Annotated in this window: 23 protein-coding genes; 6 read left to right on the forward strand and 17 right to left on the reverse strand. The window is 42.6% G+C overall.

Annotated features, from left to right (window positions below; genetic code table 11):
• Positions 1-95 precede the first annotated feature (95 nt).
• From AN393_RS04945 to yjjG, 3 genes are all read left to right on the forward strand, one after another.
• Positions 96-995, forward strand: coding sequence for a phosphoribulokinase (locus tag AN393_RS04945; protein ID WP_055017496.1), 900 nt, complete (start codon positions 96-98; stop codon positions 993-995).
• 63 nt (positions 996-1,058) lie between these two features.
• A complete protein-coding gene (gene yjjX / locus AN393_RS04950; RefSeq protein ID WP_055017497.1) occupies positions 1,059-1,604 on the forward strand; it encodes an inosine/xanthosine triphosphatase in 546 nt (181 codons plus the stop codon).
• On the forward strand, positions 1,604-2,278 hold the full coding sequence (gene yjjG / locus AN393_RS04955) for a pyrimidine 5'-nucleotidase (RefSeq protein ID WP_055014166.1): 675 nt from the start codon (positions 1,604-1,606) through the stop codon (positions 2,276-2,278). The genes yjjX and yjjG overlap by 1 nt, the downstream gene beginning before the upstream one ends.
• An 83-nt stretch (positions 2,279-2,361) precedes the next feature.
• On the opposite strand, the gene lpxC is transcribed toward yjjG, so the two are convergent.
• From lpxC to mraZ, 16 genes are all read right to left on the reverse strand, one after another.
• Positions 2,362-3,273: a UDP-3-O-acyl-N-acetylglucosamine deacetylase gene (gene lpxC / locus AN393_RS04960; RefSeq protein ID WP_004589422.1), complete on the reverse strand. Its 912-nt coding sequence runs from the start codon at positions 3,271-3,273 to the stop codon at positions 2,362-2,364.
• Between the two features lie 106 nt (positions 3,274-3,379).
• Positions 3,380-4,627 carry a cell division protein FtsZ gene (gene ftsZ, locus AN393_RS04965; RefSeq protein ID WP_055014167.1) on the reverse strand — a complete coding sequence of 416 codons (1,248 nt, stop codon included), beginning with the start codon at positions 4,625-4,627 and terminating at the stop codon, positions 3,380-3,382.
• Positions 4,628-4,650: 23 nt separating this feature from the next.
• Positions 4,651-5,883 carry a cell division protein FtsA gene (ftsA, locus tag AN393_RS04970; protein WP_004589420.1) on the reverse strand — a complete coding sequence of 411 codons (1,233 nt, stop codon included), beginning with the start codon at positions 5,881-5,883 and terminating at the stop codon, positions 4,651-4,653.
• Positions 5,880-6,665, reverse strand: coding sequence for a cell division protein FtsQ/DivIB (locus AN393_RS04975; RefSeq protein WP_055017498.1), 786 nt, complete (start codon positions 6,663-6,665; stop codon positions 5,880-5,882). The genes ftsA and AN393_RS04975 overlap by 4 nt, the downstream gene beginning before the upstream one ends.
• A 1-nt stretch (position 6,666) precedes the next feature.
• The gene (locus AN393_RS04980; protein ID WP_055017499.1) at positions 6,667-7,587 is read right to left on the reverse strand and encodes a D-alanine--D-alanine ligase; all 921 of its coding nucleotides are present in this window, start codon (positions 7,585-7,587) and stop codon (positions 6,667-6,669) included.
• Positions 7,584-8,993 (reverse strand): UDP-N-acetylmuramate--L-alanine ligase, encoded by a 1,410-nt coding sequence (gene murC, locus AN393_RS04985; protein WP_055014276.1) that lies wholly within the window; start codon positions 8,991-8,993, stop codon positions 7,584-7,586. The genes AN393_RS04980 and murC overlap by 4 nt, the downstream gene beginning before the upstream one ends.
• A gap of 42 nt (positions 8,994-9,035) precedes the next feature.
• A complete protein-coding gene (gene murG, locus AN393_RS04990) occupies positions 9,036-10,112 on the reverse strand; it encodes an undecaprenyldiphospho-muramoylpentapeptide beta-N-acetylglucosaminyltransferase (protein ID WP_055014170.1) in 1,077 nt (358 codons plus the stop codon).
• A complete protein-coding gene (gene ftsW, locus AN393_RS04995; protein WP_055014171.1) occupies positions 10,109-11,284 on the reverse strand; it encodes a cell division protein FtsW in 1,176 nt (391 codons plus the stop codon). Before ftsW ends, murG begins: the two co-directional genes overlap by 4 nt.
• Positions 11,281-12,615: a UDP-N-acetylmuramoyl-L-alanine--D-glutamate ligase gene (gene murD / locus AN393_RS05000; protein WP_055017500.1), complete on the reverse strand. Its 1,335-nt coding sequence runs from the start codon at positions 12,613-12,615 to the stop codon at positions 11,281-11,283. The genes ftsW and murD overlap by 4 nt, the downstream gene beginning before the upstream one ends.
• Positions 12,616-13,698 carry a phospho-N-acetylmuramoyl-pentapeptide-transferase gene (gene mraY / locus AN393_RS05005; protein WP_055014173.1) on the reverse strand — a complete coding sequence of 361 codons (1,083 nt, stop codon included), beginning with the start codon at positions 13,696-13,698 and terminating at the stop codon, positions 12,616-12,618.
• Positions 13,698-15,080, reverse strand: a complete 1,383-nt coding sequence (murF, locus tag AN393_RS05010; protein ID WP_055014174.1) for a UDP-N-acetylmuramoyl-tripeptide--D-alanyl-D-alanine ligase — start codon at positions 15,078-15,080, stop codon at positions 13,698-13,700. Before murF ends, mraY begins: the two co-directional genes overlap by 1 nt.
• Positions 15,077-16,555, reverse strand: a complete 1,479-nt coding sequence (murE, locus tag AN393_RS05015; protein WP_055014175.1) for a UDP-N-acetylmuramoyl-L-alanyl-D-glutamate--2,6-diaminopimelate ligase — start codon at positions 16,553-16,555, stop codon at positions 15,077-15,079. The genes murF and murE overlap by 4 nt, the downstream gene beginning before the upstream one ends.
• On the reverse strand, positions 16,548-18,365 hold the full coding sequence (locus AN393_RS05020) for a penicillin-binding transpeptidase domain-containing protein (RefSeq protein ID WP_055014176.1): 1,818 nt from the start codon (positions 18,363-18,365) through the stop codon (positions 16,548-16,550). Before AN393_RS05020 ends, murE begins: the two co-directional genes overlap by 8 nt.
• Complete coding sequence (gene ftsL / locus AN393_RS05025; protein ID WP_055014177.1) at positions 18,362-18,688, reverse strand: cell division protein FtsL; 327 nt, start codon at positions 18,686-18,688, stop codon at positions 18,362-18,364. Before ftsL ends, AN393_RS05020 begins: the two co-directional genes overlap by 4 nt.
• Positions 18,685-19,623, reverse strand: coding sequence for a 16S rRNA (cytosine(1402)-N(4))-methyltransferase RsmH (gene rsmH, locus AN393_RS05030; protein ID WP_055014178.1), 939 nt, complete (start codon positions 19,621-19,623; stop codon positions 18,685-18,687). The genes ftsL and rsmH overlap by 4 nt, the downstream gene beginning before the upstream one ends.
• 28 nt (positions 19,624-19,651) lie before the next feature.
• Positions 19,652-20,110, reverse strand: coding sequence for a division/cell wall cluster transcriptional repressor MraZ (mraZ, locus tag AN393_RS05035; RefSeq protein ID WP_004589407.1), 459 nt, complete (start codon positions 20,108-20,110; stop codon positions 19,652-19,654).
• A gap of 766 nt (positions 20,111-20,876) precedes the next feature.
• Between mraZ and AN393_RS05040 the strand changes: the two genes are divergently transcribed.
• The 3 genes from AN393_RS05040 to AN393_RS05050 are packed head-to-tail and all read left to right on the forward strand — an operon-like array spanning position 20,877 to position 21,920.
• A complete protein-coding gene (locus AN393_RS05040) occupies positions 20,877-21,215 on the forward strand; it encodes a DUF883 domain-containing protein (protein ID WP_082422669.1) in 339 nt (112 codons plus the stop codon).
• Between the two features lie 5 nt (positions 21,216-21,220).
• On the forward strand, positions 21,221-21,667 hold the full coding sequence (locus AN393_RS05045) for a hypothetical protein (RefSeq protein ID WP_055017501.1): 447 nt from the start codon (positions 21,221-21,223) through the stop codon (positions 21,665-21,667).
• A gap of 10 nt (positions 21,668-21,677) precedes the next feature.
• Positions 21,678-21,920, forward strand: coding sequence for a hypothetical protein (locus AN393_RS05050; protein ID WP_055017502.1), 243 nt, complete (start codon positions 21,678-21,680; stop codon positions 21,918-21,920).
• A 70-nt stretch (positions 21,921-21,990) separates the two neighbouring features.
• Here AN393_RS05050 and AN393_RS05055 read toward each other — a convergent pair whose 3' ends face one another.
• Positions 21,991-22,971, reverse strand: a complete 981-nt coding sequence (locus AN393_RS05055) for a glutathione S-transferase family protein (protein WP_055017503.1) — start codon at positions 22,969-22,971, stop codon at positions 21,991-21,993.
• Between the last annotated feature and the right edge of the window lie 14 nt (positions 22,972-22,985).

Raw genomic sequence — 22,985 nt, forward strand, 5'->3', positions numbered from 1 at the left:
AAGCACCTCATGATAACGTTATTTGCCGATGGCGTCACTTGACCTCAGTCAGTCAACTCTTTATAACTGTCTTGGTCCTAAAAAAGAGAAAAAACATGTCTGCTAAACATCCTATCATTGCAATAACCGGTTCATCGGGTGCGGGTACTACAACCACCACCAATGCAATTAAACATATTTTTCGTAGCCTTAATATTGATGCGGCTTTTATCGAAGGAGATAGCTTTCATCGTTACACACGCCCAGAAATGGACAAAAAAATACGCGAGGCACAGCAAGAAGGTAAGCACATTAGTTACTTTGGCCGCGAAGCCAATGACTTTGGCGCATTAGAAACCTTATTTAGCACCTATGGCGAAACAGGCCAAGGCAAGTTACGCCGATATTTACACACCTTTGATGAAGCCGTGCCTTATAATCAATTACCCGGTACATTTACTCCTTGGCAAGATCTTGAAACAAACACTGATTTAATGTTTTACGAAGGTTTGCACGGAGGCGTGGTTGATCAGGATCACGATGTGGCTAAGCACGTAGACTTGCTTATAGGCATGGTGCCAATTATTAACCTTGAGTGGATCCAAAAATTGATCCGCGATACGCAAGACCGCGGCCACTCTCGCGAAAAAGTAATGGACTCAATTGTACGCAGTATGGATGACTACATTAACCACATCACACCGCAGTTTTCGCGCACCCATATTAACTTTCAACGTGTGCCAACGGTTGATACGTCAAACCCATTTAGCGCAAAAGATATCCCTTCACTTGATGAAAGCTTTGTAGTTATTCGCTTTAGAGGAATTGATGACGTTGATTTTCCGTATTATTTACAGATGATTGAAGGCAGCTTTATGTCGCGTATAAATACCCTTGTGGTGCCAGGCGGTAAAATGGGTTTAGCAATGGAGTTGGTGCTTACCCCGCTTATTAAAGACATTATTGTTAAAAAGCGTGCGCTTGAAAACCTTGCTCCATTAGATATACCCATTTAGCCCCTCTTTTATGATTTACACTTCTGACGTACACTGCTGCTTTTGCTAACAGTGAGGGAAAACGTGTCGCACTCATTAAAAATTATTGTGGGCTCTAAAAACCCAGTAAAAATTAACGCTGCAAAACATATTTTTGCAATGTACTTTCCTAGTTACGAAATTGATTGCCAAGGCGTTGATGCTCCCTCAAATGTTCCCGATCAACCCATTGGCGAAGAGCAAACCCGTATAGGCGCACAAAACCGAGTTACTTACTGCAAAAATATATACCAAGCAGATTACTACTGTGCAATGGAAGGCGGTGCAGAGCAATTTAGCTATGGGGCTGCAACCTTTGCCTATGTTGTTATTAGTAATGGCTCTGAGCAAGCGATAGGACGCAGCAGTAACCTGCCGTTACCGCAAGTGTTATATAACGCGCTATTAAAAGGTGAAGAGCTTGGCGATGTGATGGATAAAGCATTTAACACCCATAATGTTAAGCAAAAAGGCGGCGCAATAGGACTACTTACAAATAATCATGCAACCCGACAAAGCACCTACACCCAAGCGCTTACCTTAGCTATGGCGCCTTTTTTACACCCTAGCCTTTATCATCAGGAAGTTTAATGAAATACAGTTATGTACTGTTTGATGCAGACGAAACACTATTCAGATTTGATATTTTAGCGGGTATGACCCGCATGTTTAAAACGTACAATATTGAGTTTACTCAAGCCGATTACATCCATTACCAAAAAACCAATAAGCAGCTGTGGATAGATTATCAAGATGGAAAAATTAGCGCCGATTACTTACAAGTAACCCGCTTTAACGAGTGGGCTGTAAAATTAGGGGTCCCCGCTAAAGAGCTAAACGATGCATTTTTAGATGCTATGGCACAAATTTGTGAACCTTTACCCGGCGCCGTAGCGCTGTTAAATAAACTAAAGCCACATGCTAAATTAGGCATCATAACCAACGGCTTTGCCCGCTTGCAAACGGTGCGTTTAGAACACACAGGTTTAAAAGAGATGTTTGATTGGTTGGTTATTTCTGAACTAGTAGGCATTGCTAAACCTAACAAGGCTATTTTTGAGCACACATTTAAGCTTATGGGTAATCCAGATAAAAGCAAAATATTGATGGTGGGCGACACTGCCTCTAGCGATATTTTGGGAGGCAATAATGCCGGTATTGATACCTGTTGGCTACAGCACCCAGGCGAGCAGTTACCTGAAGGCATAACTCCTACTTACACAATAGCTAACTTAGATCAATTGCAGTCTATTCTTAAAATTTAGCTAAATTAAAAGCAAAAAAAATGACGCTGTTAGCGTCATTTTTTATAACTGTTTGTGAGCGTGTATTTTTAAAAAATACTAAATTAGGCAGTCGCTAATTCAAGGCCGGGTGCAGGCATCGTAACAGGCGTTTCAAATGTTGCCCACTCCCATGCTGACTCAGTTGCCATAATTTTGCGAAGTAACTTGTTATTTAAATCGTGACCCGATTTATAAGCCGTTACTTTACCTAGTAGGTTATGACCTGTCATAAACATGTCGCCCACACAGTCTAATATTTTGTGTTTTACAAATTCATCGCTGTAGCGCAAACCATTTGGGTTTAGTACTTTAAAGTCATCAAGTACTACTGCGCTGTCCATGCTGCCACCCAGTGCTAGGTTATTAGCATGCATGTATTCGATATCTTTCATAAAGCCAAACGTACGTGCACGGCTAATTTCTTCAGTAAAGCTTTGCGCAGTAATATCTAAACCAATGCGCTGACGGCTTTCGTTAATGGCCGGGTGATCAAAGGCAATTTCAAAGTCGATATGAAAACCATCATACGGTTCTACTTCGGCCCATTTATCGCCTTCTTCAATACGTACTTTTTCTTTTATACGAATAAAGCGTTTCGCAACATTTTGCTCTTCAATGCCGCCTTTTTGTAACAAATAAATGAACGGTAATGCACTACCATCCATAATCGGCACTTCTGAGCTATCTAATTCAACAATTAGATTATCAATACCCATTGCAGCAACCGCTGCAATTAAGTGCTCAGTCGTTGATAAGCGAACACCATCTTTGTTAATTAAACAGGTACATAATTGCGTATCACCAACGGCTTCAGGTGTTGTTTCAAAATCAACAACCGGATCAAGGTCCACACGACGAAATACAATCCCGGTATTTGCGCTCGCAGGTCGGAGAGTTATTGTGACCTTCTCACCTTTATGAAGTCCAATTCCTATGGCTTTGACTACTTGTGCAATCGTACGCTGTTTAATCATAGGTTCGCTCACTTTTAAATCAATTACAGTTAGACGGCGGAGTTTAACATAAATCCTTTTGCCTTTCAATATTTGTACATATTTCAAACAAAAGCATTAGTAAATGTTAATCAGCCTGCTTACGTAAAAAAGCCGGAATATCAAAATAATCTCCGCCTTCTGATTTATCCGCTTTTTTACTGTTTTGCGCTGATGAACTTGCCGTGTTGCTTGAGCTTGTAGATGGCGCTTGTTCTTTGCTTTCTACTTGCGTGCTTGGCGTCGTTTCTTCAGTGCTTGTGCCTTGGCTTGCAAAGCTTGGTACGTACATGCTGCTAGATTGGTTTGATGAACTTGCTACATCAGAGCCTGATGCCTTTTTAAAGCCGTTATCAACAATACCAAACTGCGGACGACGATCGCCGCCTAGCCCTGTAGCAACCACGGTTACACGTAACTCGTCGCTCATTTCAGGGTCAATAACTGCACCCACAACCACAGTTGCATTTTCAGACGCTAGCGCTTTAACGTGGTTACCCACAATTTCAAATTCTTCAATCGCGATGTCCATACCCGCGGTAATATTAACCAAAATACCTTTAGCACCGGTTAAATCAACGTCTTCTAGTAATGGGCTTGAGATAGCCGCTTCTGCAGCTTCTTGAGCACGATCTGGGCCTGATGCAGAAGCTGTGCCCATCATGGCAGTACCCATTGCTGACATTACGGTACGTACGTCGGCGAAATCCACGTTAATTAAACCAGAACGTGTAATTAGCTCCGCAATACCTTGAACCGCACCAAAAAGTACATCGTTTGCTTTAGCGAAGGCATCTAACAGTGTAGTCCCTTTGCCTAAAACTTTAAGCAATTTATTGTTCGGAATTGTAATAAGTGAGTCTACAATTTCTGACAATTCGTTAATGCCTTGTTCAGCCGCTGCGGCGCGTTTTTTACCTTCAAAGTCAAAAGGACGCGTTACTACAGCAACCGTTAAAATATCGAGCTCTTTAGCAATTTTAGCAACCACAGGTGCAGCACCGGTACCTGTACCACCGCCCATGCCGGCAGCAATAAATACCATATCTGCGCCTTCAAGGCTGGCACGAATGGTTTCTGCATCTTCTTCAGCCGACTCACGACCTACTTCTGGGTTTGCGCCTGCACCTAACCCTGAGGTAATTTGCGTGCCTAGTTGTACGGTAATATCGGCAGCGGAATTACGTAATGCTTGTGCATCCGTATTTGCGGCTATAAAGCGCACACCTTCTATTTGTTGTTTTACCATGTGCTCAACAGCGTTACCGCCGCCACCGCCCACGCCAATTACCTTAATTACAGCTTCTTCGCTGTGTTGTTCCATCATATCAAACATGTTTACTCTCCGACTTGAGTACTTTAAAACTCACCTTGGAACCATTTAGTAATGCGGTTCCACCAATTATTATTATCCTCTGCTTTCGACTTTTGTGCATTCATCGATTGCATAGTGCGCCCGTATTGTAACAAACCTACAGCGGTTGCGTACGAAGGATCGTCTACGTAGTCTGTCAAACCAACTATCCCGATTGGTTTGCCTATTCTCACTGGCATTTGGAAAATGTCTTCAGCCACTTCCATTGCACCAGTCATTTTAGCAGTCCCGCCTGTAATAACGAGGCCTGCCGCAATTTGGTCTTCTAAACCTGAGCGACGAATTTCTTCCATCGCTAGCTCAAATAATTCTCTAAAACGAGGCTCTACCACTTCAGATAAAGTATGACGCGACATTAAACGTGCTGGTCGCCCGCCTACACTGGGTACTTCTATGGTGTCTTCGTTACTGGCCATTTGGCTACTTGCGCATGCATATTGTACTTTGAGTGACTCAGCATGTGATATAGGTGTACGAAATATTTTTGCAATATCACCGGTTACTTGATTGCCCGCCACCGGAATCACTGAAGAATGACGCAATGCACCGTTAATATAAATAGTGATATCCATTGTACCACCACCAATATCGAGCACCGCTACGCCAAGCTCTTTTTCATCATCAGTTAATACTGAATAACACGATGCGAGTGCGGTAAATATAAGCTGATCAACCTCTAAGCCACAGCGCTCTACGCATTTTTCGATATTTTTAGCCATATCGTTTGAACAAGTAATAATGTGTGCACGTGCTTCCATTCGCACGCCGCTCATACCAAGGGGGTTTTTAATACCCTCTTGCATATCAATGCTATATTCTTGCGGTAATGCATGCAGCATTTTACGCTCAGCCGAAATAGGCACAGAGCGCGCTATATGAATTACATTTTCAATGTCTTCATCAGTTACTTCGGTATTATTAATTGCAACCACGCCGCTTTCGTTTTGACATTGTATGTGTTTGCCAGAGATCCCTAAGTACACTGAGCTAATACGACAATCAGCCATTAATTCGGCTTCATCTATTGCTCGGCGAATCGACTCAGACACTAAGTTTAAATCGTTTACGCCGCCTTTATCCATACCATGAGATACTTGGCTGCCCACACCAACAATGCTGAGCTTGTTATCTGCGGTGATTTCACCTACCGTGGCCACCACTTTTGAGGTACCAACGTCTAATCCAATCACTAGGTTTCTTTCTGCTGACTTAGTCATGCCTTACTCTTATTTTGTAATTGCTGTTCTTGCACAGGCTTATAGCTAACTGCAAGGCCGGTATCATAGCGTAAATCTATTGCATCTATTTGTGCATCTGCACGCTTTTCCATGCGCGGGTACACATCTATAAACCGCTGTACTCGCTTTGCTTTATCTTTGCGCCCTAAATTTAAGCGCACACCATTATCTAACCACAACTGCCACGAAAAACGCTCCGAAAGTGCCAAGCTTTTTAATGTTAACGCATTTACCTTTAGCATTTCGTCAAATTGCTTAAAAGCAATCCACGCTTCTTTTTCGCTACCCTCTGGGCCATAAAGTTGCGGTAAATCATTGGCAAGTTTATCGCTGCTTGCTTCAAAAGCATCGCCACTTTGGTTTAGCAGTAAATCGCTATTCCAATGGGCTACGGCTTCGTGTTCAACTACGTACACTTGTATTGTATCAGGCCACTGCTTGCGAACCGATACGGTTGCAACCCAAGGTAAATCTTTTACTAGTTGCTGTACGCGTTTTACATCTAGCTCAAAAAAACTGCTTAAATCGGCCTTTTTTATTGCTTTTATTATGGCCTTTTCGTCAGTGTATTTGGGCTTTCCTAGCACCGTTAAGTGCTTTATTTGTGCATCTTTGTTCTCTACTAGCCAATCAGATACACCGCTTGTTATTTTCACCAGCCCTATCACTACTACTAGAAAAAAGCTCACACCAAAAATTAGCGACCAATTAAAGTTAAGTTGCTGTTTTAACTGTTGAGCTTTTTCTAAAAGGGTGTGCATATTAAAGCGTTTGCTCCAAAATGCGAATAACTAATTGCTCAAATGTTGCCCCGTTTGCTTTTGCCGCCATGGGCACCAGCGATTTTTCGGTCATGCCAGGGACTGTATTTACTTCTAACAAATAAAAATTTCCCTGCTCATCTTGCATCGCATCTACACGGCCCCAGCCGCTTGCACCCACTAACTCAAACGCTTCTAATGACATAGCTTGTATACACTGTGTATCTTGCGCCGATAAATCCGCAGGGCAATGATACTGCGTTGTGTTTGACTGATACTTAGCTTGATAATCGTAAAAGCCATTTGGGGTCGTCATTTCAATAACAGGTTGTACTTCGTCGCCTAATACAGTCACTGTAAACTCGCGTCCGGTTATCCACTGCTCCACTAACACTTGGCTATCAAACTTAAAGGCGTGAGTTAGTGCATCTTCAAGCTCTTGAGCGGTACTTGCTTGCGCCATACCTATGCTTGAGCCTTCGTGTGATGGCTTCACCATTACTTTTTTAAACTCATCCATAATGGCTTTTGCATCAAAGCCTTTTTTAGCATCAACAACTGCATAAGGCGCTGTGCTTAGTCCTGCAGATTTAAATAAATGCTTACAACGGACTTTATCCATTGCTAAGGCTGAACCCAATACATTACTGCCTGTGTATGGCAAGTTCATAAATTCAAGCGCACCTTGCACTGTTCCATCTTCGCCACCACGGCCATGCAATGCAATAAAGACACGATCTATGTTTAACTCTTTTAATTCCCACAATGAACGATTTTTCGGGTCAAAAGCAATGGCATCAACGCCAGCATTTTGTAGTGCATTAAGCACTGCTTGCCCTGAACGTAGTGACACTTCGCGCTCTGCTGAGTTACCCCCTAGCAGTACTGCTACTTTACCAAATTGCGCGTTTTGCTGCGTCATACTTCACCTTGCTTTAATTTTTCAACCGACATACCTGTTGCCGCTAATGTTTTAACCAATTGTCCTATATTACCAGCGCCTTGCGTTAAAACTAAGTCGTTATTTTGTAAGTTATCGGCCAGCACACCAGCAAGCTCTGCGCTCGTTGCTACGTGTAGAGGCTCTTTTCCGCGTTGACGTAGGCTGCGGCACAGGCTTTTACTGTCTGCGCCCACAATAGGATCTTCACCGGCACTGTACACATCTAGTAATAAAAGTTGATCGACATCAGCCAGTACTTTTACAAAGTCTTCGTATAAATCGCGTGTACGGGTAAATCGGTGTGGTTGATAAACCATAACTAAGCGTTTTTCTGGCCAGCCTTCGCGTACCGCTGCAATGGTGGCTGCAACTTCTGATGGATGATGTCCGTAGTCATCCACCAGCATGACATTGCCGCGCTCATTTTCAAATTCACCGTAGTGCTGAAAACGACGCCCTATGCCTTCAAATTTTTGCAATGCCTCTAAAATTGCGTGGTTAGCAATGTTTTGATCTTTAGCCACTGCAATTGCCGCCGTGGCATTAAGTGCATTGTGCTTACCCGGCATGTTAAGCGTAGCTGTTAGGCTATCGCCATTCTTATTTGTCACTGTAAAAGTACAAGTACTTGCTGATTGACTAAAATCGCTCATGCGGTAGTCGGCATCTTTTGACTCGCCATAGGTAATAACTGGGCGAGCAAAACGTGGGATCAACTCACTGGCTACCTGCGAGTCTATACACACAACGGCTAAGCCATAAAATGGCAGGTTATGAATAAAGTCCACATAAGTGTCTTTCATTTTCTCAAGGCTGCCGCCATAGGTTTCCATGTGATCTTCTTCAATATTGGTGATCACCGATACCATTGGCTGTAAATGCAAAAACGATGCATCGCTTTCATCTGCCTCAGCAATTAAAAAGTCGCTCTTACCTACTTTTGCGTTACTGCCTGCGCTATTTAATAAGCCGCCAATAATAAAGGTAGGATCAAGTCCTGCTTGAGCATAAATGCTGGCAATTAAACTCGTTGTTGTGGTTTTACCATGTGTGCCCGCAATGGCAATGCCATGGCGAAAACGCATTAATTCGGCAAGCATTTCTGCACGGCGAACTACCGGTATACGTGCCGCTTTTGCTGCAATAATTTCAGGGTTTGTTTCGTCAATAGCACTTGAAACAACAACGACGTTGGCATCTTTTACGTTGTTTTCGTGATGGCCTATAAATACTTCAGCACCTGCTTTAATTAAACGTTCGGTCATTGCGCTGTGCGCTATATCTGAGCCTGTAATACGGTAGCCTTCACAAGCCAGTACTTCGGCAATGCCGCCCATACCCGCACCGCCAATACCAATAAAATGGATGGTCTCTATTCGACGCATAGCAGGTCGAGTTTGTTGTTCTTGTATTGACTTATCTTTCACTTATTTTCTCTTATTTGTTACTTGCTCACAGTGCGAGGCAACGCTTGCTGTGGCATCTAAAATGGCTTGCTGCTTAGCATTACTGGCCATTTGTTTAATTAATATAGGCTTTGCCAAATACGGGGTTAATAGCTCAACTATCGAGTCTTTATTAAACTGGGGCTGAGGCATTAAAAGCGCGCCACTTGCGGTTACTAAATACTTTGCGTTAGCGGTTTGATGATCGTCTACCGCATGTGGAAACGGCACAAACACAGCCATTTTACCCGCGGCGGCGATTTCACTAACAGTCAGTGCACCGGCACGGCAAATAACAATATCGGCCCACGCGTAGGCGGCGTCCATATCATCTATAAATTCAGCAACTTTTAGGTCTTCATCTGCAATGTTGTTTTGCGCATACGCGCTTTGTACGCTCTCAATATGGCCTTTACCTGTTTGGTGCCACACTTTAATTGGCGCTGTTTTAGCAAGTAAACTAAATGCCTCTGGCAGTGTTTGGTTAAGCACTTGTGCGCCTAACGAGCCCCCCACCACTAAAATATTTATAGGGCTTGAAACATCACGTTTAGCGACATTAGCAACGCTTGCACGTACTGGATTACCGACTAATTCAGCTTGCCCTGGTGCAAAGGCACTTGGAAACGCAGCAAGTACTTTGTTAGCAAATTTTGCCAACCATTTGTTGCTCATACCTGCCACTGCATTTTGCTCATGAATCACCAGTGGGATACCTAAACTTTTAGCCGCTATCCCCGTTGGTCCAGTTACATAGCCGCCCATAGCAAGCACAACATCTGGTTGCTGAAATTTCAATACCTTACGCGCTTGCAATATTGCATTAAGTACCATGAATGGAGCTTTAATAAGACGCTTTAAACCATTACCGCGAACGCCTTTTACATTAATAAAATCAATCTCAATGTTATGCTTTGGTACAACATCCGCTTCCATTCTGTCTGGCGTGCCTATCCAGCTTACTTGCCAGCCTTGCTCTTTTAAATAATCGGCTACAGCAATACCAGGGAATATATGCCCACCTGTACCACCAGCCACAACTACTAATTTTTTACTCATCGTTTACCTCCGCGTGAGGTGGCTTGTTTGGTTGCCATTTTAGTTTCAAAATCAACACGCAGTAAAATACCGGTGGCAATCGTCATGATTAATAAACTTGAACCACCATACGAAATAAACGGCAAGGTTAACCCTTTAGTCGGTAATAACCCTGCACTGGCGCCTACATTAACCATGGTTTGAAACGCAAACCAAATGCCAATAGCAAACGCAAAATAGCCTTCGTATTCTTTGCCACACTTTAACGCTTGCTGACCTATTAAAAGCGCCCTAAATACAAACACAGCCAACACACATAAAATACTTGCTACACCTACAAGGCCTAGCTCTTCGCCTATAACAGCAAAAATAAAGTCGTTATGAGCCTCGGGTAAATACTGTAACTTTTGAACGCTGTTACCTAACCCTTGGCCAAACCAGCCCCCTTGGCTGTAGGCCATAAGCGACTGCACTAACTGATACCCTTTTCCAAATGGGTCTTCCCAAGGGTCTAAAAAGCCTACAACTCGCGCCATTCTGTATGGCTCTACAATAATCAGTAATACAACAAGCCCTATGCCCGTTAAAATGAGTACAAAAAACTGCCACAGCTTCGCGCCGGCCAAAAATAACAGCCCCACTGTTGTTACAAACATAACTACTACGGTCCCTAAATCGGGCTGCAATAAAATGAGTAAGGCATACACCGCAAATACAGCAATAGGCTTTGCAAAGCCTTTAATATTTTCTTGTACTTCTTCACGCTTTCTTACCAAGTAGCCAGCTATATAACTGAAAAAGTATAATTTGGCGGCCTCAGCCACCTGAAAACCAACAGGTCCAATGGGAATCCAACGTTTTGCGCCGTTAACTTCGCGGCCTATAATTAATACTGCAATAAGCAGCACCATGCCAAGCAATAACAAATACGGGTTTGAGCGCTTCCACCAATCCATAGGGACACTGGCGGCAATCCAAAATAAAATAAATGCCATTGCTAAAAACAGGCTGTGGCGAATGGTAATATGGTATGAGTTATCAAACAGCCTTTCGGCTGTAGGCATAGAGGCACTGGTCACCATTACAAAACCCACACCTATAAGCATGAGCATGCAATAAAGCAGTGGCACGTCATAAAGCTGTGCTGAAGGTTTTGGAGTGAGCGTTTCTTTTAAATCGGCAAAGGCAATCATATTAGCCCTTCCTTAACGCATTGCACAAAGTCATCACCGCGTTGCATGTAGTTGTTATACATATCAATGCTGGCGCAGGCAGGCGCAAGTAATACAATATCGCCGCGCTTACTGAGCACTTTAGCCAGCGATACCGCCTCTTGCATTGTGTTTACTAAGTGCGATTTACTGCTCAGTGCAGCAAGTTTATCTGCATCTTTGCCAAAGCAAACAAGTGCTTTTACATAATTTTTTATATAAGGCGTTAACGCACTTAAATCAGCGCCTTTGGCATCACCACCGGCTATTACAATTAGGTTTTCATGAGCTGAGGCCAAACTATCTATAGCTGCTATAGTAGCACCCACATTGGTAGCTTTAGAGTCGTTAAAATATTTGACCCCATTTTGCTCACCAACAAACTGACAACGGTGCGCTAAACCATTAAATTGGCCAAGCGCTGCAGTATATTGATCTTTACTAATATCAAACGGGCTTAATAACGCCATTACCGCCAGTGTATTTAAGTAATTGTGCTTACCAACTACCGAAAGCGTGCTCACAGGTAAAAACGCTTCACCTTTTACTATAAAGTGCAGCTTATTATTATGTTGGGCTAAGCGATAATCACCTTGGTCGGTGCCAAAACTCATTTGTGGCGCTAAAGAGTGGCGAATAGGCTTAGTTTGAATGTCATCTGCGTTTGTTACTAAAAGCTCAGCATTGTTATAAATACTTAATTTAGAGTCGATATAGGCTTGGTAACTGTCGTAACGATCTAAATGATCTTCAGATATATTTAATACCGCTGCGCTTATTGGTTTTAAGCTCGAGCAAGTATCCAGCTGAAAACTTGAAAGCTCCAGCACATAAACATCAAAATCATCGTTTAATAAGTCAAGTACCGCAGTACCAATATTGCCACCTAATGCCACTTTGTAACCTGCAGCTTTAAGCACTTCATACGCAAGCGTAACAACGGTTGATTTACCATTAGAGCCTGTGACAGCAACAACGGGTTTAGTATTTATACGAGCAAACAGCTCAACATCACCAATGACCTCAACGCCTGACTCTATTGCTTGAGCAATTGCGGGGATTTTTAGGCTAAGCCCAGGGCTTATGATGATCATGTCGGTTTTACAAAGTGTAGCGTTCCCTAAGTCACCAAAATGCGTATCAAGCTCAGGTGCGTGTTCGCTAAGCCAGTCCACACCTGGTGGCGCAACACGGCTATCAACAACCTTTGGTGCAAAACCATGAGATAATAAAAAACGTACAATGCCCAGACCGGTTACACCGAGTCCGAGCACTGTTATATGTTTGTTTTTTATCTCGTTTAAATACTGCATTTATCGAATCTTTAATGTCGCAAGGCCAGCAAGCACTAGCACAATTGAAATAATCCAAAAGCGCACAATAACACGTGGCTCTGGCCAACCTTTTAACTCGTAATGATGATGAATAGGCGCCATTCTAAAAATGCGCTGTCCGCGTAGTTTATATGAGCCAACCTGTAAAATTACCGATAAGGCCTCCATTACAAACACACCGCCCATAATAATTAGCAGTAATTCTTGGCGTACTAAAATTGCAATTATGCCTAGCGCGCCGCCAAGTGCCAAAGACCCTACATCGCCCATAAACACCTGGGCTGGGTACGTGTTAAACCATAAAAAGCCTAAGCCCGCGCCAACAATAGCGGTACATACAACCACAAGCTCACTGGCAAGCGGTAAATGCGGGATATGTAAATAAGCCGAAAAATTAATATTACCGGTCAAATAAGCAATGATGGCCAGTGCGGCAGCCACTAAAATAGTAGGTACAATCGCTAGGCCATCTAAGCCATCAGTCAGGTTTACCGCGTTTGAAGTTCCCACTAATGCAAAATAAGTAATCACAATGTATAACAAGCCTAACTGTGGCAATACATCTTTAAAAAATGGCACAACCAATGAGGTTTCTGATGCGTGTGTACTGGTGGTATACAATGCAGTTGCAACCACTAAAGCAATAACCGATTGCCAAAAATACTTCCATTTAGCAATTAGTCCTTTAGGGTCTTTGCGTATTACTTTGCGGTAGTCATCTATAAAGCCCACTAAACCTAATGAGCCAATTACAAATAAAGTTGCCCATACGTATTTATTCGATAGGTCAGCCCATAATAAGGTGCTGGTAAATATGGCGCCTAAAATGAGTAAGCCCCCCATTGTAGGAGTGCCTTTTTTAGATAAGTGAGATTCTGGACCATCATCACGCACTACTTGGCCAATTTGCATTTTTTGTAATGAGCGAATGAGCTTAGGACCAAAATAAAGCGACATCATTAACGCTGTTAATATCCCTAAAATGGCGCGTAGGGTTAAATACGAAAAAACATTAAAGCCACTGTAATATTGAGTTAAATACTCTGCCAGCCAAACTAACATTATGATACTCCATTGATGGCTTGTTGCTGGCCATTTACTAAATCGGTTACTAATAATTCCATGCGAGAACTGCGCGATCCTTTCACCACAAGTGTGGTTTTACTATTTGTATTATTAAGACTGGTTTGAATTTGCTTGAGCATTTCTTCGCGATTAGAAAAATGACGATTTGGCTTATCAAACACATCGCTTGCATATTTACTTAACACACCCAGCGTATACAGCTCATCTATACCTTGCTGTTTGGCGTATTCACCTACTTCTTGATGGTAAGTTCTGGCATCTTCACCAAGCTCTCCCATATCGCCAAGTGCGAAAATACGGTGCCCTTGAATATCACTTAATAAATCAATGGCAGCTTTTACCGACTTAACATTAGCGTTATAGGTGTCATCAATAACAGTGAGTGAGTCACTCACTTTTATTAAATTTACACGTCCTTTTACATCCCCCATGGTGGCAAGTGCTGTGGCTATTTCTTCAAGCGATACGTCAAACTCGCTGGTTAAAGCCGCGGCAATAAGCGCATTGCTTACGTTGTGCTTACCTGGAAGAGCAAGCGTTACGGGTACTTTTTGATCTGGTGTACACAATAAAAAGCTCGCGCGAGCGTTTTCGTCTAGGCTGATATTTTCAGCCCAAATATCAAGTTTTTCAGTACTTGAAAAACACTTAACAGTGCGCCCTTTTAATTTATCAAGCCAGTACTGGCTAAATTCGCTATCGCAGTTAACAATGGCAACGCCATCCTCTTTTAGGCCATCAAAAATCTCACCTTTTGCCTTAGCAACGCCCATTAGGCTACCAAAGCCTTCTAAATGCGCAGCAGCGACATTACACACCACAGCTACATCGGGTTTTGCCATGGCGGTTGTATAAGCAATTTCGCCTAAGTGGTTGGCACCAAGCTCTATAACAGCAAAACGGTGCTGTGGCTCTAAACGTAATAACGTAAGTGGCACGCCAATATCGTTATTAAAATTACCTTTTGTAGCAAGCACATCTCCATGCACCGATAAAATCGCAGCGCACATTTCTTTTACCGTTGTTTTACCTACGCTGCCCGTAATAGCAATGGTTTTAGGATTAACCTGCGCCATAACTGCTGCACCTATATTGCCTAATGCAATACGGGTATCGCTAACAACAAACTGCGGTATATCTACATCTACTTTGTGCTGCACAATAACGCCAATAGCGCCTTTTTGTTTAGCATCAGCAATAAATTTATGGCCATCAAAATTAGGCCCTTTTAACGCTAAAAACACCTCTCCTTCGCAAATACTGCGGGTATCGGTATTAATATTTACTACATTGAGATTATCACCTGGATAATCGGTTGCTAGCACATTTGCCAGCCAATCAAAATCCATTGGGATCATTGAGTTATCCCTCTTACTGCTTTTTTTAGTTGTTCTTTTACATAACTGCGATCGCAAAAGTCGATACGTTGATCGCCAATAATTTGGTAATCCTCGTGGCCTTTGCCAGCAATTAAAATTACGTCATCCGCATTTGCATTTTCTATTGCATAGCGAATGGCTTTTGCTCTGTCAGCCTCTAAATGGGCTTTTTCAGGCTGCGATAAGCCCGCAGCTACATCTGCTAAAATAGCATCTGGGTTTTCTGAACGGGGGTTGTCGCTGGTAACAATCACCTTATCTGCATTTTGCTCTGCCGCTTGTGCCATTAAAGCACGCTTGCCTTTATCTCTGTCGCCGCCACAGCCAAAAACACAGCTAACCCCACCAGGCACATGCTTTTGTAATGCCTGTAAAGCCAATGCAAGTGCATCGGGGGTATGAGCGTAATCAACAACGCACGTAGGTAAATTCACTTCGCTAAACGCTTGCATACGCCCTGCTACAGGGTGCAAATGTGCGCATCCTGCAGCTAATTGCTCAAGCGGGTAACCGAGCCCTAGCAATGTTGCCAGTGCTGCCGTTAAATTATATAAGTTAAACTCACCAAATAGAGGCGATGTTACGTTAATGTCACCCCAACTTGTGCTCAATTGCGCCGAAATACCATTTTTAGAGTATTCCACATCAGAAAAATAAACATAACGCGCATCTTGCGGCGCTAAATTTTTCCGACCATAACAAATAAGGTTATTAAAACTGTATTTTTCAAGCCATTGCTCTGCTTGCCCATCGTCTTGATTTAGTACCACAAGTTCGGGGTCAAAATCGCGAAACAGCATTAGCTTAGCGTCGCCATAACTTGCCATATCACCATGGTAATCAAGGTGATCACGCGATAAATTAGTAAACACCGCCGCTTTAAATTGGCATTGAGCCACGCGCTGCTGCACTAATCCGTGCGATGAAACCTCCATCGCGACAAGCTTTTTATGCTGCTGCTTTAAGTCATGCAATATGTGCTGCAAATCAACAGCCGAAGGCGTGGTATTAATAAGTGGCGTTAGTGTATCTGGGTGGCCATAGCCTAATGTGCCTATAATGGCCGAATCTGTACTACAAAACTGCGCTAAATGCGCCATCATGGCTGTTGTTGTTGATTTACCATTAGTGCCCGTTACGCCAATTAAATCAAGTGACTGGCTTGGGTTTTCATAAAATTGGCTTGCCAGCTCTGGGAGCTTTTTATCAAGCTCTGTTACTAAATAAAGAGGCTCAAATTCAACGTCAAATTCGCACAGTCTATCGGCAATAATGGCTATAGCACCATTTTCGATTGCTTTGGCAATAAACTGGCCGCCATCAAGTGCATGGCCTTTTATCGCCACAAATACATCACCTGGTGTTACATCACGGCTATCAAGGCGTAAATTTTTAACTAGCTGCGAAGGTGCATCTATGTCGATGTATTTTAAAATAGCCTTTAAATCACGCATCGTTATCTTTACCTTTTACGTACGCCACTTCTTCCTTATCAGGGGCTACGTTTAATATTCTTAATGCGTTAGAGACGATTTCTGCAAATGCAGGGCCTGCGGTGGCACCTCCATAGTACACATCGCCGCCAGGCTCATTGATCATCACTACCACAGCCAAGCGTGGGTTACTTGCCGGCGCTACACCTGCAAAATAACCTACGTATTCATCACCGTAACCACCAGCAACTGCTTTTTTAGATGTACCAGTTTTACCTGCTGCACGGTAGCCATCTACTTTAACGTTACGCGCTGTACCGTCTTTTTCAAACACGCTTTCCATCATGTGAACAACGGCTTCTACGTCTTTTTGTTTAAAAATACGTTCGCCTTCTGGCACACCATCTTGCTTTAAAATAGTAAGTGGGCGATTAATCCCACCGGCACCTAACATGGTGTAAAAACGGGCCATTTGCGCCGTACTTACCGAAATAGCATAGCCAAACGATAACGTGGCAATTTCAAAATCAGACCAGCGGCGGTTTGGGTAAAATAAGCCGCTGCTTTCGCCAACCATACCTGTGCCCGTATCGCTACCAAACCCAACTTTTTGATATAAACCAACTAAGTAATCTTTAGGTACTTGTTGCGTTACTTTAGCCACGCCCATGTTTGATGAGTACTTTAAAATTTCACGAAGCGTCATTTCACCGTGGTTACGGGTATCTTTTACTAAACTGCCGCCTAAACGCATCCAACCTGGGTAGGTATCAATGGTGTCGTCGGCTTTAATTACGCCGTAGTCTAGCCCAGCTAAAATGGCTAGTGGCTTAACGGTTGAACCTGGTTCAAACAAATCGGTAATTGCACGATTACGACGTTTATGAGGTTGTGCGTCGTTTAAGTTATTAGGGTTAAATGATGGGCTATTTACCATGGCCAGTACTTCACCAGTTTTAACATCAACCACCATGGCTGACCCTGAGGTCGCTTTATACGTGAGCACGGCAGATTTAACTGCTTTATAAGCAATCGCTTGAATGCGCTGATCGATACTTAGCTGAATGTTTTCTGGCTCTACACGTTCACGCTCATCAAGTACTTCAACTTCGCGCCCTTGGGCATCTTTACGAATAGTACGGCGACCTTCTTCGCCCGTTAAGGCATTTTCGTAAAGCTTTTCAATACCTTCTATGCCTTTTCCATCTATATTTGTAAAACCTATGATGTGCGCTGTTACCTCTCCTGCCGGGTAATACCGTTTAGACTCATCTAATAAATGAATACCAGGTAAACGTAATTGGCTAATGTAGTTGGCAACAGCAGGGGTTACTTGGCGCTTTAAATACACAAATCGACGGGTGGGATCGTTTAATAACCGCGAGTTAATTTTGTTAGGATCAATACGTAATACATCTGCCAGCTCACGCCAGCGTAGATCATTTGCGTAGTATGCTGAAGTTCGTTTATCTAGCTCGGCTACATTTTCAGCCAAGGTTTTATGATCTTCACCGTTTTTGCGCGCCTGTTTTATAACTTTAGCAACAAGCGACTTATGCAATGCTTTAGGATCGGCATACACACTAACGACTGGCACACTAACAGCAAGCTCTTTACCTTGACGGTCGAAGATCATTCCGCGTTGTACATGCAGTTTTTCAACGCGTACGGTGCGTTTATCGCTTTCTGAACGGGCTTTATCTGGCTCAATAACTTGTAAATAGGCAGCACGCGACACCAGTGTTACAAACACTAAAAACACCACAGTGCATACCAGCATAAAACGCCATGTGATTAAGTTATTGACCTGCTTTTTGCCGCGATTTCTCATTGTATTATTATTACCTGTTCGTCCTGACTGGTAGGGCGCTTCATTTCAAGCTGTGTGGTAGCCACTTCTTCAATGCGCGCATGCTGCGAATAGAACTCTTCTTCTACAAGTAAATAGCGCCACTCTAAATCAAGTTCATCACGCTCTTGTAAAAGCGTATCTTGTTTAATTAGCTGCGCACGAGCAGAGTGAGTAACCTGCACGACCGCAAGGCTTGAAGCGAATATCACAACCAACAAGGCCGAGGTTAGCTTATTAGCTCCTAGGCCTTTTAATATTTCTAAAAATAAATTGGGTTGGCGATTATTCGCTTTAGTGTTCATCCAAGCCTCTGTGCAATCCTAAGTACTGAGCTGCGAGAGCGTGGATTACGCTCAATTTCTTCAGCACTTGGTTTAATAGCTTTACCCACTGCTTTTAACGTCAGGTTTTTATTTATTTGTGCGTCGGTTAAAGGCAGACCTCTGGGTATCGCTTCTCCCTTACTCTGTTTTCTAATAAATTGCTTCACAATTCTGTCTTCAAGTGAATGAAACGAAATCACCACTAAACGCCCACCCGGCTTTAAAACTTTTACAGCGGCTTGCAATGCGGTTTGAATTTCTTCCAGTTCACTGTTTATGTAAATTCTGATTGCCTGAAATGTACGTGTGGCTGGGTGTTTAAATTTATCTTTTACAGGCACCGCTTCATCGACTAAATCGGCAAGCTGTTTGGTTGTGGTAATGGGTGTGTGTTCTCTAACTTCTAGTACTTTATGGGCTATACGCTTGCCAAACTTTTCTTCACCGTAGGTTTTAATTACATGGGTAATGTCTTCAAGTTCAGCTTCGGCCAGCCATTGTGCTGCACTGCGGCCACTTGTTGGGTCCATACGCATATCGAGGGGGCCGTCTTTCATAAAGCTAAAGCCACGCTCTGCGTCATCAAGTTGAGGTGAAGAAACACCAATATCTAACAAAATGCCATCAACTTTACCTAACAGATCGTTTTGCTCTGCAACATCGTATAAATTGGAAAAGCGGGTGTGAGCTATAGCAAAGCGACTGTCATCAGCAAATTTTTCAGCCGATTTTATCGCTTGAGGGTCTTGGTCAATGGCTTGTAAACGCCCTTGTTCTCCAAGGCGAGCAAGTATTTGACCCGAGTGTCCGCCACGTCCAAAAGTACCATCCATGTATATGCCGTCTGGCTTAATTGCAAGAGCATCGATGGTTTCGTCCATTAATACGGATACGTGTTCAAATTGCGCAGTCATTAGCTTGTGTTTGCCTTTTTTAGTGCCGTTAGAGTGTGAAATTATCTAAATCTTGGTTTGCTTCAAAATCGCCAAGCCTTTCCAGCTCAGTGTCTTGGCGCATTTGTTCGTGCCAACGCGCTTCATCCCAAATTTCAAATTTATTCATTAAACCAACTAGCATGATCTTTTTGCCAAGTTCTGCGTGGCTACGCAATGAAGGCGCCAGCAAAATCCGACCATTTTTATCAAGTTGATACTCTGTGGCATTACCTAACAACATACGTTGCATTCGGCGAGCACGTGGATTCATATTAGAGATTTTAGACAAGCGGCTTTCTATTTCTTGCCACTGTGCAAGAGGATACAACCATAAACACGGTTCGTTTAGCGCAATGGTACATATTACCGTTCCTTGATCTTCAGACAGCAAAGCGTCTCGGTACTTAGTCGGTACCGCAAAACGTCCTTTATCATCCAAGCTCAGTGAACTAGCGCCACGAAACATAAAAAGCCTACTTTTAAATTGTGTAATCGCGTTTCGATTAATTTGATCCAGTTAGATCCACTAAAAACCACTTTTTACCACAGTGCTCCAGTTTAGGGCTTGACAAGCCTTTTTGTCAAGTAAGCTGACCAGCTTTAACGTCTCGCTAAGCTAGAAAAAATAAGGCTTTACGCAAAGCGATTGAATTACGTGGGAAAAAGTGGAGGTAGTAGATAAAATTTTTTTAAAGCGTTGCTAATAACGTTTGGTTTACATAATTTGCTTACTGAATAATCAATGAATAATTACAAAAAAATGAATCTAGGGCCTGTTGACCTTTAAGGATTATAATTTGTTCAATCTAGGGGGCATTTAATCGCGGCGTGAGGTTTGTAACCTAGTGGGCTAAGTAAAAACCGAGTAACAGAGAGTAAATTGCCCTAGGCAGAACCCTTCGGGCAGCGCCTGTTTGACATTTATACGTCGTTATCGCCTATTTATGGGGAATAACCACACTACATAGGCTCTACCTTGCCTAAATCCCAAACAGACTGCTGCAAATTAAACTTCGAAAGGTAAACAGGCCATAGTTTATAGCCATGTAAAATTTACTTAGCACGGCAGCAATACTTACTTCATGCTGCTTTTAATTTAATCTACCGCGCCCTACCATAAAACAATAAAAACAACTAAATCAAACAGTTAAAATATTTTTAATGGTTGGTTTAATCGTTGCATCTGCTATAGCACCAGTTAAATTTTTTATTTTATTTATTAAGGATTGATTATGGCTACTGCAACAAATACAAAACCGAATACTGAAACAAACATGAAACCTGATCTTAAACAAAAAGAAAGTGAAGCTCCGCTTACAGAAAAGGCAACCTCTGTGGCACATGATGCGGTAGATGCGCTTTCAAGCAAGGCTTCGATTGCTGAATCTAGCGTTCGCAAAGGTGCTTCAAGCTCTGCAGAAGCGCTAAGTGAAAAACAGCTTATTGCCCGTGAAAAATTATCTGAGTGCAGCGCTAAAACGCGTGCTTTTGCTTCAGAAAATCCACTAGCGACAGCAGGTATTGCTTTTGCGGCTGGTATGCTTGTAACGTCATTATTTCGTCGTAAGTAAAAATAATGAGTAGCTCACAAACAACAGCAACCACGGACGGTAATGCTCAAAATCAAACGACTGAAGACCCTACTCAAAAGGACGATTGGCAGGATCATATAGCAAAGATCATTGAATACTCTGACCAGCTCAAGGAGGATTATAAAACGCAAGGAAAGCTTACCCACCAACTTGCAAAGGCTGAGTGGAAGCTGTCGTTACGATCAATGGCGTTGATCACTATATTTTTAGGGTGCTTTGCCAGTGGTTTGATTTTGTTGTGGGCCGGCTTACTAGGTGCAATTGGTTACGGTGTATACGATTTATTTGGCTCAGTTTGGCTGAGTTTTACTACGGCTGCACTCGCGCAGATTATCTGTTTAGTTTGGCTTTGGCGAAATACCGTTTACCTAAGCAACAAAATTGGTTTTAGTAAAACGATTAAAAGTATTAAGCAACTTTTAAATCTTTAAGGAAATAACCATGCTCGTTAATTTTCTAATTAAAGAACCTAATGAGAACGTTGACACGTTAAATAAACAAATGGATTTACAGCACGCATTAAAGCGCCAGCACCATGCAGCAATAAAGTACCGCTTTAAACGTTTTGCAGCGACTAAGGTAGGATTGGCCTCTGCTTTTTTAGCTGGTGCAACGCTGCAGGCAGGTAAAAGTGAAAACAGTTTTGTGCGTAAATACGGCTGGCTAGTAAAATTATTTGCATAGCAGCAATTGCAAGCATACACGCTTTCTTATGAGTGCAATTGCTACTTATTGTGCTGTACTCAAATAGCACTTAGCTTAACGATGATCTGTTATGGTTTTGGCTAAAGTTCAGGGCAGGCCCTTTTGGGATAACTTGCGTTGGATTAATCATTTTGTGGCTAAAATAGTAATGTCGCTTAATATGCTCAAAGTCTACCGTACTGGCCACTCCCTCTATTTGGTATAATTCACGAACATAGTTACTGAGCGCTGGGTAGCTTTCTATAGTGCGTAAATTACACTTAAAATGCCCTACATATACGCTGTCAAATCGGATGAGTGTTGTAAATAAACGCCAATCTGCCTCGGTTAATGTGCCCCCCATCAGGTAACGATTTTTACTTAGTATGTCCTCTACTTTATCAAGTGCTTTAAATAACGCAGTAAATGCATCTTCGTATGCTATTTGCGTGGTTGCAAAACCCGCTTTATATACCCCGTTATTAATATTGGTATAAACAAGGTCGTTAATTTCGTCAATATCAGCTTGAAGTGATTGCGGGTAATAGTCATCCGGATTATGAGTAATCTCGTTAAATGCACTATTAAACATACGAATAATATCTGCAGACTCATTACTAACAATTTTATTTTGCTGCTTATCCCAAAGTACAGGTACAGTTACTCGCCCACTGTAATTTACATCGTGCTTAGTATAAATTTGATGTAAGTATTCACTATTAAATAAATCATCGCCGCTACTTAGCTTATTTATATCAAAGCTCCAGCCCTTATCTAACATATCAGGACTGACGACCGATACGCTAATAACATCGCTTAGGCCTTTTAGCTGTCTAAATATAAGTGTGCGATGCGCCCACGGGCATGCTAAGGAAACATATAAGTGGTAACGATTTGCTTGCGCTTTAAATCCGCCGCTTCCTGTAGGCCCGGGGCTACCATCTTTTGTGATCCAATTCCGAAGCTTTGCTGCCTCGCGTTTAAATTTACCATTATTCGAGTCAGTGTCGTACCATTTATCTTGCCATTGGCCATTAACTAATAAACCCATAATAACCTCCTCAG

This window comes from Pseudoalteromonas sp. P1-25, from assembly GCF_001401805.1.
Lineage (GTDB): Bacteria > Pseudomonadota > Gammaproteobacteria > Enterobacterales > Alteromonadaceae > Pseudoalteromonas.

Bases quoted from the DNA above. Each gene is read 5' to 3' on its own strand.
- AN393_RS04945 (WP_055017496.1), top strand. From the start codon at position 96: ATGTCTGCTAAACATCCTATCATTGCAATAACCGGTTCATCGGGTGCG.
- yjjG (WP_055014166.1), top strand. From the start codon at position 1,604: ATGAAATACAGTTATGTACTGTTTGATGCAGACGAAACACTATTCAGA.
- lpxC (WP_004589422.1), bottom strand. From the start codon at position 3,273: ATGATTAAACAGCGTACGATTGCACAAGTAGTCAAAGCCATAGGAATT.
- ftsZ (WP_055014167.1), bottom strand. From the start codon at position 4,627: ATGTTTGATATGATGGAACAACACAGCGAAGAAGCTGTAATTAAGGTA.
- ftsA (WP_004589420.1), bottom strand. From the start codon at position 5,883: ATGACTAAGTCAGCAGAAAGAAACCTAGTGATTGGATTAGACGTTGGT.
- AN393_RS04975 (WP_055017498.1), bottom strand. From the start codon at position 6,665: ATGCACACCCTTTTAGAAAAAGCTCAACAGTTAAAACAGCAACTTAAC.
- AN393_RS04980 (WP_055017499.1), bottom strand. From the start codon at position 7,587: ATGACGCAGCAAAACGCGCAATTTGGTAAAGTAGCAGTACTGCTAGGG.
- murC (WP_055014276.1), bottom strand. From the start codon at position 8,993: ATGCGTCGAATAGAGACCATCCATTTTATTGGTATTGGCGGTGCGGGT.
- murG (WP_055014170.1), bottom strand. From the start codon at position 10,112: ATGAGTAAAAAATTAGTAGTTGTGGCTGGTGGTACAGGTGGGCATATA.
- ftsW (WP_055014171.1), bottom strand. From the start codon at position 11,284: ATGATTGCCTTTGCCGATTTAAAAGAAACGCTCACTCCAAAACCTTCA.
- murD (WP_055017500.1), bottom strand. From the start codon at position 12,615: ATGCAGTATTTAAACGAGATAAAAAACAAACATATAACAGTGCTCGGA.
- mraY (WP_055014173.1), bottom strand. From the start codon at position 13,698: ATGTTAGTTTGGCTGGCAGAGTATTTAACTCAATATTACAGTGGCTTT.
- murF (WP_055014174.1), bottom strand. From the start codon at position 15,080: ATGATCCCAATGGATTTTGATTGGCTGGCAAATGTGCTAGCAACCGAT.
- murE (WP_055014175.1), bottom strand. From the start codon at position 16,555: ATGCGTGATTTAAAGGCTATTTTAAAATACATCGACATAGATGCACCT.
- AN393_RS05020 (WP_055014176.1), bottom strand. From the start codon at position 18,365: ATGAGAAATCGCGGCAAAAAGCAGGTCAATAACTTAATCACATGGCGT.
- ftsL (WP_055014177.1), bottom strand. From the start codon at position 18,688: ATGAACACTAAAGCGAATAATCGCCAACCCAATTTATTTTTAGAAATA.
- rsmH (WP_055014178.1), bottom strand. From the start codon at position 19,623: ATGACTGCGCAATTTGAACACGTATCCGTATTAATGGACGAAACCATC.
- mraZ (WP_004589407.1), bottom strand. From the start codon at position 20,110: ATGTTTCGTGGCGCTAGTTCACTGAGCTTGGATGATAAAGGACGTTTT.
- AN393_RS05040 (WP_082422669.1), top strand. From the start codon at position 20,877: ATGGCTACTGCAACAAATACAAAACCGAATACTGAAACAAACATGAAA.
- AN393_RS05045 (WP_055017501.1), top strand. From the start codon at position 21,221: ATGAGTAGCTCACAAACAACAGCAACCACGGACGGTAATGCTCAAAAT.
- AN393_RS05050 (WP_055017502.1), top strand. From the start codon at position 21,678: ATGCTCGTTAATTTTCTAATTAAAGAACCTAATGAGAACGTTGACACG.
- AN393_RS05055 (WP_055017503.1), bottom strand. From the start codon at position 22,971: ATGGGTTTATTAGTTAATGGCCAATGGCAAGATAAATGGTACGACACT.